This window comes from Streptomyces lavendofoliae (assembly GCF_014649735.1).
Classification (GTDB): domain Bacteria; phylum Actinomycetota; class Actinomycetes; order Streptomycetales; family Streptomycetaceae; genus Streptomyces; species Streptomyces lavendofoliae.
Window position 1 is genome coordinate 250,122 of the sequence record NZ_BMTP01000008.1, and the last position, 12,895, is coordinate 263,016.

Annotated in this window: 11 protein-coding genes; 4 read left to right on the plus strand and 7 right to left on the minus strand. The window is 73.8% G+C overall.

Features of this window, described 5'->3' with window-relative positions; translation table 11 throughout:
- Window positions 1-124: 124 nt before the first annotated feature.
- The 4 genes from IE109_RS17490 to IE109_RS17505 all read right to left on the minus strand — a co-directional run bounded on the left by IE109_RS17490 (window position 125) and on the right by IE109_RS17505 (window position 4,959).
- Window positions 125-2,347, minus strand: a complete 2,223-nt coding sequence (locus IE109_RS17490; protein ID WP_189551810.1) for a HelD family protein — start codon at window positions 2,345-2,347, stop codon at window positions 125-127.
- A gap of 139 nt (window positions 2,348-2,486) precedes the next feature.
- Entirely contained in the window at window positions 2,487-2,822 is a 336-nt protein-coding gene (gene trxA, locus IE109_RS17495; RefSeq protein WP_189551811.1) for a thioredoxin, read from the minus strand.
- Window positions 2,819-3,208 carry a MerR family transcriptional regulator gene (locus IE109_RS17500; RefSeq protein ID WP_189551812.1) on the minus strand — a complete coding sequence of 130 codons (390 nt, stop codon included), beginning with the start codon at window positions 3,206-3,208 and terminating at the stop codon, window positions 2,819-2,821. The genes trxA and IE109_RS17500 overlap by 4 nt, the downstream gene beginning before the upstream one ends.
- Before the next feature lie 131 nt (window positions 3,209-3,339).
- Window positions 3,340-4,959 carry an MFS transporter gene (locus IE109_RS17505; protein ID WP_189551813.1) on the minus strand — a complete coding sequence of 540 codons (1,620 nt, stop codon included), beginning with the start codon at window positions 4,957-4,959 and terminating at the stop codon, window positions 3,340-3,342.
- Window positions 4,960-5,061: 102 nt separating this feature from the next.
- Between IE109_RS17505 and IE109_RS17510 the strand changes: the two genes are divergently transcribed.
- Window positions 5,062-5,661 (plus strand): TetR/AcrR family transcriptional regulator, encoded by a 600-nt coding sequence (locus IE109_RS17510; RefSeq protein ID WP_229891170.1) that lies wholly within the window; start codon window positions 5,062-5,064, stop codon window positions 5,659-5,661.
- Between the two features lie 6 nt (window positions 5,662-5,667).
- Here the strand turns inward: IE109_RS17510 and IE109_RS17515 are convergent, their stop codons facing one another.
- Window positions 5,668-6,855 (minus strand): outer membrane protein assembly factor BamB family protein, encoded by a 1,188-nt coding sequence (locus tag IE109_RS17515; RefSeq protein WP_189551814.1) that lies wholly within the window; start codon window positions 6,853-6,855, stop codon window positions 5,668-5,670.
- Window positions 6,856-7,057: 202 nt separating this feature from the next.
- The gene (locus IE109_RS17520; RefSeq protein ID WP_189551815.1) at window positions 7,058-8,404 is read right to left on the minus strand and encodes a cation:dicarboxylate symporter family transporter; all 1,347 of its coding nucleotides are present in this window, start codon (window positions 8,402-8,404) and stop codon (window positions 7,058-7,060) included.
- Window positions 8,405-8,528: 124 nt separating this feature from the next.
- Here IE109_RS17520 and IE109_RS17525 point away from each other — a divergent pair, with 124 nt between their 5' ends.
- The 3 genes from IE109_RS17525 (at window position 8,529) to IE109_RS17535 (ending at window position 11,828) form a co-directional block, all read left to right on the plus strand.
- On the plus strand, window positions 8,529-10,328 hold the full coding sequence (locus tag IE109_RS17525; RefSeq protein ID WP_189551816.1) for a sensor histidine kinase: 1,800 nt from the start codon (window positions 8,529-8,531) through the stop codon (window positions 10,326-10,328).
- Entirely contained in the window at window positions 10,325-11,032 is a 708-nt protein-coding gene (locus tag IE109_RS17530) for a response regulator (protein WP_189551817.1), read from the plus strand. Before IE109_RS17525 ends, IE109_RS17530 begins: the two co-directional genes overlap by 4 nt.
- Window positions 11,033-11,141: 109 nt before the next feature.
- Window positions 11,142-11,828 (plus strand): helix-turn-helix domain-containing protein, encoded by a 687-nt coding sequence (locus tag IE109_RS17535; protein WP_189551818.1) that lies wholly within the window; start codon window positions 11,142-11,144, stop codon window positions 11,826-11,828.
- 3 nt (window positions 11,829-11,831) lie between these two features.
- Here the strand turns inward: IE109_RS17535 and IE109_RS17540 are convergent, their stop codons facing one another.
- Window positions 11,832-12,827, minus strand: coding sequence for a helix-turn-helix domain-containing protein (locus IE109_RS17540; protein ID WP_189551819.1), 996 nt, complete (start codon window positions 12,825-12,827; stop codon window positions 11,832-11,834).
- Window positions 12,828-12,895: the final 68 nt, after the last annotated feature.

Consider the following 12,895-nt stretch of genomic DNA (forward strand, 5'->3'; position numbering starts at 1 on the left):
ACCGGTCCTCCGGCCCACCCGCCCCGGGGGCCGCGCCGCGCCGTCGTGCATGCCGTCGAGTCCGTGCGGGCCGGCGGCCCCGCGCGGGTGATCCCGGCGCGCGGTCCGCGGGGAGGCCGCCGGCTCACCCGCCGATCCGCACCACCCCCAGCCGCTGGGTGGCGCGGGTCAGCGCCACGTACAGGTCGTTGACGCCGTGCGGCCCGCCGGAGCGGATGCCGTCCGGGTCGGCGACGATCACCGTGTCGAACTCCAGGCCCTTCGCCTGCCGGGGCTCCAGCAGGACGACCGGCCGGGTGAGGTCGGGGTCCGGGCCGTGCGCGGCACCGGGCAGGGCCTCGCCGATGGCCGCGAGCCGGCCCGCCGGGGCGATGACGGCGAGCCGGCCCTCGGCGGGGTGTTCGCGGCGGACCGCTTCGGCGACCTCGGCCGCCAGGTCGGTCGTGGTCGTCTCCCAGGGGGCCACGCCCGTGGAGCGCACCGAGCGGGGCGGGGTGAAGTCCGGGTCCTCGGTGCGGCGCACCGCCGCCGCGACCTCCATGATCTCGGCGGGGGTGCGGTAGTTGACGCCGAGGCGCACGTGCGCGTAGCGGTCGCCGACGTAGGGGCCGAGGATGTCCTGCCAGGAGCCGCAGCCGGCCGCGTCGCCGGTCTGGGCCGGGTCGCCGACCAGCGTCATGGAGCGGGTGGGGGCGCGGCGCATCAGCAGGCGCCACGCCATGGCGGACAGCTCCTGCGCCTCGTCGACGATGACGTGCCCGAACGCCCAGGTGCGGTCGGCGGCGGCGCGCTCGGCGGCGCTGCGGTGGTCGGCCTCCTCGTGGCGCTCGGCGAACCGTTCGGCGTCGATGATGTCGTGGGCGCCGAGCACCTCGGACTCCTCGTCCTCGAACTCGTACGTCCGGGAGGCGTAGCTGACGTCCAGCACGCCCTGGGCGTAGGCGATCCGGGCGCTGCGCTCGCGCTCGGCGGCGGCGCGGGCGGCCGTGTCGTCCTCGCCGAGCAGTTCGGCGGCCTCGTCGAGGAGCGGTACGTCGGACTCGGTCCAGGGGCCGTCCGCCCTGCGGACGAACTCGGCCTCGCCGTCGGGGAGATAGCCGTCCGGGGCGGCGAGGAACGCGGCGACGAGCTCCTGCGGGGTGAGCGTGGGCCACAGTTCGTCGATCGCGGCGTGCACGTGGGGGCTCGCGGCGATCTCCTTGCGCATCTGGGTGATGTCGGCGGGGTCGAGCAGGTTGGGCCCGCCGAAGGGGTCGGCGCCGAGCCGTTCGGCGAGCTGGTCGGTGAGCGCGTCGATGATCCGGAACGCGAAGCGCGGGCGGGCGAGGTTGTGCGGCAGGCCGGTGCCCCGGGCGTCCCAGCGGGCGTCCTCGGCCATGTTCCGGTCGAGCAGGAGGGTGCCGTAGTCGTCGTGGTCGATCTCCAGGGGCGCGTCGGTGGGCGGCACGGTCTGCCGGTCGCGCAGGACTCGGGCGAGGACGTCGGCCATGCTCGCCCGGCCCTTGATCTCGGCGGCCTCGGGGGTCTCGGTGCCGGTGGCGCGGACGCCGGGGAACAGCTCGCCCGGGGTGGCCAGCAGGACGCCCGTCTCGCCCAGCGCGGGCAGGACTTCGCCGATGTAGCCGAGGAAGGCCGGGTTGGGTCCGACGATGAGGACGGCACGGCGGGCGAGCTGCTCGCGGTACGCGTAGAGCAGGTACGCGGCGCGGTGCAGCGCGACGGCGGTCTTGCCGGTGCCGGGGCCGCCCTCGACGACGAGGACGCCCTGGTGCGGGGCGCGGATGACGCGGTCCTGCTCGGCCTGGATGGTCTGGACGATGTCGCTCATGCGGCCGGTGCGGGCGGCGTCGAGCGCGGCGAGCAGGACCTCGTCGGCGTCGCGGCTCTCGTGTCCGGTGCGGGTGGTGTCGGTGAGGTCGAGGATCTCGTCGTGCAGGGCGGTGACGTCACGCCCCTTGGTGGTGATGTGGCGCCGGCGGCGGAGGCCCATGGGCTCGTAGCCGGTGGCGAGGTAGAACGGCCGGGCCACCTCGGCGCGCCAGTCGACGACGAGCGGGGTGCGTTCCTCGTCGTCCTCGCGGACGCCGATGCGCCCGATGTGGTGGTCGCGGCCGTCCCGGAATTCGAGCCGCCCGAAACACAGGCCGGTCTCGCCCGCGTCGAACGCGGCCAGCAGGCCGGACTGCTCGGCGACCAGCACATCGCGCTCCAGCCGCGCCTGGAACCCGGTCCCCACGCCCTTGAGGGCGGCCGTGACGGCGGTCTCCGCCTGGTCGCGCAGGTGGTCGAGTCGCGCGTAGAGCTCATTGATGAATTGCTGCTCTTTCCGATATTCCTCGGTTGACAATCCGACTCCTGACGCGATACAGTGCGTTTATTGAACTTCCGTGTGCGCTTTTTCCTTTCCGCACACGAATATCTCAATATACGCGAAGAAACGCCCCGGTCGTCAATCGACCGGGGCGTTCTTTCTTTTCCGGGGGCACTCAGGCCAGGACGTCCTCCAGTTCCTGGAGCAGGCGGCGCTTGGGGCGGGCGCCGACCATCGACCTCACCGGTTCACCGGCCCGGAAGACCAGCAGGGTCGGCATCGACAGCACCCCGTAGCGCGTCACCGTCCCGGGGTTGGTGTCCGCGTCGATCCGCACCACCTTGAGCCGGCCCGCCTCCTCCTCGGCGACCGCGCTCAGCACGGGGGCCAGCTGGCGGCAGGGTCCGCACCAGTCGGCCGTGAACTCGACCAGCACCGGACCGTCGGCGGACAGGACCTCGGCGTCGAAGTCGGCGTCCGTCACCTCGGGTACTCCCTGGGCGTGGATCATTCCGTCGTCCTCTCGAATTGACAGCGGGGTTCGGGCGTCCCCGTCGCGAGCGCGAGCCGGGCGGCGACCTCGGCGCGCACCGACCGCAACTGGCCGATCAGACCGTCCAGCTCATCGAGCTTGCGGCGGTAGACGTCGAGCGAGGCGGGACACGCGTCCCCGGCCGGATGACCGGCGCGCAGGCAGTCGACGAACGGCCGGGTCTCCTCCAGCCCGAACCCGAAGTCCTGAAGGGTCCGTATCTGCTGGAGCAGCCGCAGGTCGTCCTCGTCGTACGTGCGGTAGCCGTTGTCCGCGCGCCGGGCGCGCAGCAGGCCACGGGACTCGTAGTAGCGCAGGGTCCGGGTGGTCGTACCCGCGCGCTTCGCCAGCTCGCCGATTCGCATGGCCCTGACGGTATTGCTTGACGTGGACGTCAAGGCAACAGCGGTGCGCGCCCGGCCGCGGCGGCGGGAGCCGTCCGGTCCGTGACGTGCCGCCCCCCGGCGGCACGTCACGGACCCGGCCCCGCGGGGGCTCAGACCCGTTCCGGCTCGCGGTCCTCGGTCCGTGCCGCCGCACGCGCCGTGCGCCCCGGCAGGAGGACGGCCACCAGGACCGTGCCGACGGCCAGGATCGCCGCGCCGACGAGGCTGGTGTGGGCGACCGCGTCGGAGAAGGCCGAGCCGACCGCCTCGGTCATCCGCCGGGCGCCCTCGGCGAGTTGCGCGGCCTGCTCCGGGGCTGTGGCGTGGGCGGCCTTGTCGGCGACGCCCTGCGCGACGGCGTACCCGGCGCCGACGGAGTCCTGGGCCGTCTCCAGGGCGGTGGCCGGCAGCCCCGTGCCGTGCGCGGCGTCGGCGAGGTGCGAGGAGTAGGAGGAGGCGAGCACCGAGCCGAGCAGCGCGATGCCGAGCGAGCCGCCCAGCTCCAGCGACGTGTCGTTGACGGCGCCGCCGACGCCCAGCTCCGACTCGGGGAACGCGCCCATGATGGCGTCGGTGCACGGGGACAGCGCCAGGCCGATCGCGACGCCCAGGATGACCAGCGGGGCGACGAAGTCCCCGTACCCGGAGGCGGCGTCCACCCGCGTCAGCAGCGCGAGGGCGAGCGTACCCAGGGCCATGCCGGCGGTGACCGTGACCTTCATGCCGAGGCGCGGGGTGAGGAGGCCGGTCAGCGCCGAGCCGACGAACACCGCGCCGGCCAGCGGCAGCATCCGCACGCCCGTGTCGAACGGGTCGTATCCGAGCACGAACTGCAGGTGCTGGGTCAGGTAGTAGAACGCGCCGAAGACGGCGAGGAAGAACAGCGCGACGGCCAGGTTGGAGCCGGCGAAGCCGCGGTCCAGGAAGCGGCGGACGTCCAGCACGGGACGCGGGTGGCGCAGTTCCCAGGCGACGAAGGCGACGAGCCCCGCGCCCGCGACGACCGCCGCCCCGACGGCCTTGGCGTCCCAGCCGAAGTGCGGCCCCTGGATGATCATGTAGACGAGGGCGCCGGTCCAGACGACGGACAGCAGCCCGCCGACGTAGTCGATGCGCCCGTGCCGGGCCGCCTTCGACGGCGGTACGAGGGTGAGGGCGCCGACGATCGCGAGGGCGGCGACCGGCACGTTGATGAGGAACGTGGACGCCCAGCCGTGGTTCTCCAGCAGCGCGCCCGCGACCAGCGGTCCGGCGGCGATGGCGAGACCGGCGGTGGCCGTCCACAGCACGATGGCCTTGGCGCGCTCGGCGCGCGGGAAGGTCGCGGCGAGCAGCGACAGGGTGGCGGGCATGATCATCGCCGCTCCGACACCCATCACCGCCCGGGCGGCTATGACTCCGGTGGAGGAGTCGACGAGCGAGCCGGCGACCGAGCCGGCGCCGAAGACGACGAGCCCGAGGACGAGCGCGCCGCGCCGGCTGTACTTGTCGCCGATCGCGCCGAGCAGCAGCATCAGCGCGGCGTACGGAACGGTGTATCCGTCGATGACCCACTGGAGGTCGGAGCTGGTGAGCCCGAGGTCCTGGGTCATGTCGGGCGCGGCGACGGTGAGGGCGGTGTTCGCCATCACGATGATCAACAGGCTCAGGCACAGCACGAGCAGTGCCCACCAGCGCTTGGCGTACGGCCGCTCCATCCCCTCCACCGGCTCGTTCATGACGAGGCGCATGGCTCGTTCCACCCTTCCGACGACACTTACTTGCACAGCAGTGTGCAATTACACATTGCTGTGCAAGTTACGCGACTGCACAGCCATGTGCAAAATGAGGGCGTGACTTCTGGACGAGCCGATGCCAACCGGCGCCGCATCGAGCAGGTGGCCCTCACCGAGCTGCTGCGCGACCCGGACGCCTCCATGGACCAGATCGCCCGGGCCGCCGGCGTGGTGCGTCGGACGGTCTACGGGCACTTCCCCAGCCGGGAGGCGTTGATCGCGGCCCTCGTCGACAGCGCGGTCGAGTCGGTGGCCCAGGCGCACGCGAGCGGGCGCGAGGGCGTGGAGGACCCCGCCGAGGCGCTGGCCCGGGCCACGCTCGCGGTGTGGGAGATCGCCGACCGCTACCGGCTCCTGGTGGCCCTCGCGCAGCGCAGCATCACGATGGAGGGCATCCGGGAGCGCCTCACGCCGGTGCGCGAGGCCTGCGCGGCGGTGCTGCGGCGGGGCCTGGAGGAGGGCGTGTTCGCCTCCCCGCTGTCCGCCGCGGCCCTCGCGTACGTGCACGAGCAGGTGCTGTTCGGGCTGATGGAGGCCGTGAACGCGGGCGCCCTCGCGGCGGACCGGGCCGGCCGGTCCGCCGCGCAGACGATGCTGATCTCGGCGGGGATGCCCGCGGGGCGGGCGGCGGAGCTGGTGGCGTCGCTGGAGACCTGACCGGCCTCAGCGGTCCAGCCCGGACAGGGCGTCCGCCGCCACCTTCCCGGCCCGCTCGCGCTGCGGGAAGTCGCCGACCTTCACCCGGGCGACCTCCTTCGCCGTGCGGTAGTCCACGACCGACACCTCGTCGCGGTTGGAGAGGGTCACGAAGCAGTGGTCGCCGCCCGGGCCGGTCAGGGACCAGTAGGGCAGGGCGCCCTGCTCGTAGTGGACGAACCCGTCGGTGGTCAGGCCCGGGCGGGAGACGACGGCCGTGTAGTCGTCGATGGTGCCGGCCATGCAGAGCTTGTCGTTCGCGCCGTTCATGGCCATGCCGTGGTGGGCGGAGTTCTGCGGGTAGTCGTCGGCCTTCAGGGCCGCGCCCGCCGCGCTGAACGGCATCTGGACCGTGCGGACGGTGCGCCCGGCGTCGAGGTCGTACTCGATGAAGCCGTTGAGGTAGGAGAGCTGGGCGTACATCGTCCTCCCGTCGGGCGTGATCACCGCCGGGCGCACCCCCTTGTCGAAGGCGTAGGTGCGCAGCACCTTCCAGGTGGTGGCATCGGCGACGGTGACCTGCTTGGTGCCCTTGAGGGCGTTGAGGGCCTTGGGGAAGGAGGTGATGCCGATGGACATGTTGTAGATGCGGCTGCCATCCGCCGAGTACATGTTCTCGTGCGGGTACGTGCCGGTGGCGAACTCCCCGGTGACGCGGCCGGTCGCGGTGTCCAGCGCCTGGGCCTTGGCGGCCGTGATGGCGGAGACGACGAAGGTGCGGCCGTCCGGGGAGAGGGCGGCGTGGTCGGCCTTGAGGCCGTCGAGGTGGGTGCGCCACAGCTGGCGCCCGGTGGCGATGTCGTAGGCGGCGGCGTCGCCGAGGTTGCCCCGGGAGACGTAGAGGGTGCGGCCGTCGGGCGAGAGGTGGGCGTCGTCGACGAACTTGTCGCCGCCCGCCTGCTGCCTGACGATCTCGTAGGCGGCCCGGCGGATCGGGTCCATGCCGGCGAGGATCGCGTCGAGGTCGGGGACGACGTCGAGGGAGCCGAGGTTCTCGTACGTACGGGCGTCGATGAAGCTCACCGTGCCGTCGGCGCTGTTGCCGACGACGACGACGTCGCGCAGCGCGGTCGGGGGCTCCTCGGCGGCGGAGGCGGTGACCGAGCCGAGGGCGAGCGTCAGGGTGAGCGCGAGCAGTGCGGGAAGACGCGTCATGGGGGATCCCTTCATGCACATGCCAGAAGTGGTCCTACGATGACACGTTCCTGTTACCGGCGGTACGGGCGGGAGCGGCCGGACCGCGCGGGAGGTGCCTCCCGCGCGGTCCGGCCGTCCCGCCGTGCCGTCCCGCCGTGCCGGTACGCCGAGTCCGCACCCCCCGCGTGCGTCCCGCGGCCGTGCCTCCCGCGTCCGTGCGTCAGACCTTGACGGGCTCGCGCGCTTCGGGGAGTTCGTCGGTGTCGTCGGCCGCCGGGGCGTGGTCGTCCACCAGGGTCTTCTCGTCGAACGGCACCTTCCCGGCGAGGACCTCGGCGACCCGCGCCTTGTCGATCTCCTTGGTCCAGGTGCCGACCAGGACGGTGGCGACCGCGTTGCCCGCGAAGTTGGTCAGCGCGCGCGCCTCGCTCATGAAGCGGTCGATGCCGACGATCAGGCCCACGCCGTCGACCAGTTCGGGGCGGTGCGACTGGAGGCCGCCGGCCAGCGTGGCCAGACCGGCACCGGTCACACCGGCCGCGCCCTTCGAAGCGATGATCATGAAGACCAGGAGCGAGATCTGCTCGCCGACCGAGAGCGGGTCGCCCATCGCCTCGGCGACGAAGAGGGACGCCATCGTCAGGTAGATGGCGGTGCCGTCCAGGTTGAAGGAGTAGCCGGTCGGGACGGTGATGCCGACGACGGGCTTGCTCACGCCCAGGTGTTCCATCTTCGCGATCAGGCGCGGCAGCGCGGACTCGGAGGAGGAGGTGGACAGGATCAGCAGGAACTCCCGGCCCAGGTACTTCAGCAGCGTCAGGATGTTCACGCCCGCCACCAGCCGCAGCAGGGTGCCGAGGACGACGAAGACGAACAGGGCGCAGGTCAGGTAGAAGCCGATCATGATGACGGCGAGCGACTTCAGCGCGTCGACACCGGTCTCGCCCACCACGGCGGCGATGGCGCCGAACGCGCCCACCGGGGCGACCCACATGATCATCGCGAGGATGCGGAAGACCAGGCGCTGGATGTGCCCGATGCCCCGCAGCACCGGCTCGCCGGACCTGCCCATCGCCTGGAGCGCGAAGCCCGCCAGCAGCGCGACCAGCAGCGTCTGGAGGACCTCGCCCTCGGTGAAGGCGGAGACCAGCGTCTTGGGGATGATCCCGAGGAGGAAGTCGGCGGTGCCCTCACTGGCGCCCGACGCCTGCTTCTCGCCCGCGGCGGCGACCTCGTCGGTGAGACGCAGGCTCGCACCGGGCTCCAGCAGGTTGCCGACGACCAGGCCGATGGCCAGGGCGACGGTCGACATGACCATGAAGTAGCCCAGCGCCAGCCCGCCGACCGCGCCGACCTTGGCGGCCTTGCGGACCGAGCCGACGCCCAGCACGATCGTGCAGAAGATGATCGGGGAGATCATCATCTTGATCAGGTTCACGAAGCCGGTACCCAGGGGCTTCAGCTCGACGGCCACCCCCGGGGCGGCGAAGCCCACGGCGATGCCGAGCACGACCGCCGCGATGACGGCCAGATACAGATAGTGGGTACGGTCCCGTCGTGCGGCCACGGGGTCCTCCTCGGTGAGTCGCTCCACTGTCCCTGTGGATCCCCGAGACCATCTCTCAGCTTGTGACCGCGGTCACCGTTGCGTACCTTTCGTTCACACATTTTCGGACAGGCAGACTTGGCCCATGCGCATCCCGCCCACCCGCCCCCGCAGCCTCGCCGGCCAGCTTTTCGCGATGCAGGTCGTGCTGGTCGCCGCCGTCGTGGCCGGATGCGCGCTGTTCGCGTACGCCGACGACCGCGGTCAGGCCGAGGAGACCGCGCGCCGGCAGACGACGGCGACCGCGACGGCGGTCGCCCGCTCCCCGGCGGTCGTGGCGGCGGCACGCTCGGAGGACCCGACCGCCGCCCTTCAGCCGTACGCCGTCTCGCTGGTCGGCGAGCCGGGGGTGACCTTCGTGACGATCATGTCGCCGGACGGGACGCGCTGGACGCACCCGCAGCCCGAGGAGATCGGGAGGAAGTACCTCGGGCACATCGGCGCCGCCCGGCGCGGCGAGACGTACTCCGAGACCTACCGGGGAACGCTCGGGCGCTCGGTGCGGACGGTGGCGCCGGTGTACGACCGGGGGGAGGTCGTCGCCCTCGTCAGCGCGGGCATCACCGTGGAGCGGATCAGCGCGCAGCTGCGGGGGCAGGTCACCGCGCTGCTCGGGATGGCGGGCGCGGCCCTGGCGCTCGGCGGCGCGGGTACGTACGTGATCAACGCGCGGCTGCGGCGGCACACGCACGGGATGAACGCCGCCGAGCTGAGCCGGATGCACGACTACCACCAGGCCGCGCTGCACGCGGTGCGCGAGGGCCTGGTGATGCTGGACGGGCGGCGGCGGATCGCGCTGGTCAACGACGGGGCGCGGGAGTTGCTCGGCCTGGGCCCCGGGGCGGTGGGCACACCGGTCGCCGCCCTCGGCCTGCCGCCGTCGCTGACCGGCGCGCTGCTCTCCGGCGAGCCGCGGGTGGACGAGCTGCACCTGACGGCCGACCGCGTGCTGGTGGTGTCCACCCGGCCGGTGGTGGGCGGTGAGCGGCGCGGGACGGTGGTGACGCTGCGGGACCACACGGAGTTGCAGGCGCTGTCGGGCGAGCTGGACTCGGAGCGCGGGTTCAGCCAGGCGCTGCGGTCACAGGCGCACGAGGCCGCGAACCGGCTGCACACGGTGGTGTCGCTGATCGAGCTGGGCCGGGTGGAGGAGGCGGTCGAATTCGCGACGGCCGAGCTGGAGCTGGCACAGGTGCTGACGGACCGGGTGGTCGACGCGGTCGCCGAGCCGGTGCTGGCCGCCCTGCTGCTGGGCAAGGCGGCCCAGGCGAACGAGCGGGGCGTGGAGCTGGAGCTCACGCGGGACAGCCGGATCGACGACGGTGTCCTGCCGCCGTCGCTGCCGGCGCGCGACCTGGTGACGATGCTGGGCAACCTGATCGACAACGCCCTGGAGGCCGCCCGGGGCACGGCCGTCTCGCGGGTCACGGTGACCGCGCGGGTGGACGAGGACGCCGGTGAACTGCTGCTGCGGGTCGCCGACTCCGGCCCCGGCGTCGGGCCGGACGACCACGACGCCGTCTTCGAGCGCGGCTGGTCCACCCGGGGTCCGGGCCGGGGCCTGGGGCTCGCCCTCGTACGCCAGACCGCGCACCGGGCGCGGGGCACCGTCGCGCTGGGCCAGGGGCCTGACGGGGGCGCGGAGTTCACCGTGCGCCTACCCCTGGCCCCCGTGGCGCCGGACGGGGCGGACGGGGCGGACGCGGCGCACGGGGCGGGCGGGGCGCACGCGGTGCACGCCGCGCACGGGGCGGGCGGGGCGCACGCGGTGCACGCCGCGCACGGGGCGCCGGGGACGGACGCGCCGGACGGGGCGGACGCGGCGCACGGGACGGCGGGGCCGGCGCCGGCCGGGTCCGGCCGGGGCGCGGGGACGGCGTCATGACTGCGGAAGCCGGGGCGGCCATCCGGGTCCTGGTGGTGGAGGACGACCCGGTCGCGGCGGACGCCCACGCCCTGTACGCGGGCCGGGTCGCGGGCTTCACCGTCGTCGGGGTGGCCCACTCGCGGGCCGCCGCCGTGCGGCTGCTGGAGCGGACGGCCGTCGACCTGATCCTCCTCGACCTCTACCTGCCGGACGGGCACGGCCTGCACCTGCTGCGGTCGCTGCGGGCCGCCGGCCACCACGCCGACGTCATCGCGGTCACCTCCGCGCGCGAGCTGGCGATCGTGCGCGAGGGCGTCTCGCTGGGCGTGGTCCAGTACGTGCTGAAGCCGTTCACCTATCCCACCCTGCGCGACCGCCTCACCCGCTACGCCGAGTTCCGCGCCGCCGCCGGAGAGGCGTCGGGCCAGGAGGAGGTGGACCGGGCGCTCGCCGCGTTGCGCACCCCGCAGCCCGCCGCCCTGCCCAAGGGGCTCAGCGCTCCGACGCTGACGGCCGTCACCCGCACCCTGCGCGAGTCGGCCACCGGGCTCACGGCGACCGAGACGGGCGCGGCGGTCGGCATCTCGCGGATCACCGCCCGGCGCTACCTGGAGCACCTCGTGGCGTCCGGGCGGGCGGCGCGCAGCCCGCAGTACGGCCAGGTCGGCCGCCCCGAGCTGCAGTACCGCTGGCTCCCGGCGCCGACCGGCGGCCCGGGGTAAATTACCGACAGGTAGGGCACGAGCGGCGCTTCTGGACGTTCCTACGACATTTGGCCTTGGGCGAACCGACCGTAGCCAAAGGTGACCCTCCGCTCCTACGGTGTGCGGCGTGCACCCCTCTCCCCCGTCCCCACCGTTCAACGCCCTCGCCGCGCGCCGACTGCGCGAGGCGCTGGGAATGGCCCCCGCCCACGTGGCCTACGGCCTGCGCGCCCAGTACGGCCTCGGCGTTCCGCCCGAGACCGTCATCGCCTGGGAACGCGGTGTCTCCGCACCCGACGCCCGGGAGCTCACCGCCCTCGCCGGCGTCCTGTGGTGCTCGCCCGGCGAGCTGCTGGCCGCCGCCACCACCCTGCGCGAGCACCGCATCGCGCGGGCCGTCGCGCCGGAGGACCTCGCCCGCCGCGTCGGCCTCGACACCAAGGCGTACCTGCGCATGGAGGAGTCCGGCCGCTGGCGCGGCAACGAGCGCCAGACCGCCGCCCTCGCGGAGGCGCTGTCCCTCGGCCCGCGTGAACTCATCACCGCGACCGGCCGGGACGAGGAGCTGGCGGACCTGCTGCGCAGCGCGGCGACGACGCGCTGGCAGGCGTACGTCAAACCGGCGGCCAAGATGCTGCCGATGAACCGCCGGCACCTGGAGGGCGTGCTCCAGCAGCTGTACGCCGACTACCAGTCGCGGATGGTGGCGACGAACAGCTGGGGCTCGGACGTGACCGGCGGCAGCGGCGGCGAGGCGGGCCGGCAGTACCTGGCGCGGGTGGTCGAGCACTTCTGGGAGCTGGCCCGGCTGTGAGCCCTACGCCGCCGTGCGCCGGTCGAAGCTGAACACCTGCCCGGCGCCGGTGTCGTCGCACACCCGCTGGACGACGTCCGCCCAGGGCTCGGACGAGCCCTCCCGCACCTCCAGGCACAGCCCTGAGTGGGCCGACCGGACGCGGTAGCCCTCGTGGGGGCCGGTGACCGGCTCGATGCGGAACGCCTCGCCCGGGCCCCGCCGGCCGCACTCCTGGTCCACCAGGGGCGCCCCGTCCCGCCGGGCGGTTTCGGCGGGGATCCCGGCGCAGCCGGCCCCGAAGTCGGGGTGGTCCGAACGGAGCGTCCACAGCCCGCCGTCCAGCGGGACGAGGGAGTAGCGCGGCACGACCGCCCCGGCGCACGGCACCTGGTACACCTGTCCGCTCTCCTGTCCGCGCCGCTCGTTGAGGCACAGACCGGAGTGCACGGCCCGCACGTGCACGGGCCCGGCGGACGGCGCGGTCGCGCCGGCGTCCGGTGGCCGGTGGGCGGGCTCGCCGTCGCCCCGCAGGAACGCCACGACCGTGAGGACCGCGACCACCAGCGTCAGGACGGCCGTTACGGGCACGACCAGCCGCTGCCACCGGGACGCCCCCGCCCCCGGGCCGGCGCCCCCGCCGTCCCCCCGGGTGGAGGCGTCGCCCGCCTCGTCGCCCCCGGCCGCACCCGGCCAGGACAGGGCCCGGCCGCCGTCCGTACCGCCGTGGTTCCCCCGTGACGCCAGCTCCTCGCGTACGGCGAGCCAGACCTCCAGGACCTCGGGACCTGCCCCGCAGGCCCGGACGAACGCCCGGAGCAGCTCCTCGCGGGGCACCGAGGGGCGGGCGAGCATGTTCGCCACGGTCGAGCGGGGCAGGACGTCACCGACCGCCTCGGCCCGGGCGGCCAGCTCGCGGTAGGTCAGGCCCGACCAGTCCTTGAGGGCCTGGAGCCGCTCGACGAATTCGGCGGGGTCGCGCGCCCCGCGTGGATCGGGGGCCTGCTCCCCGTCGGCCACGCGCCCTCCCTCCGTCGCCCCACCACCCGCGCACCGGGACGCGGCCGGGACATGTCCTGGACAGCGGT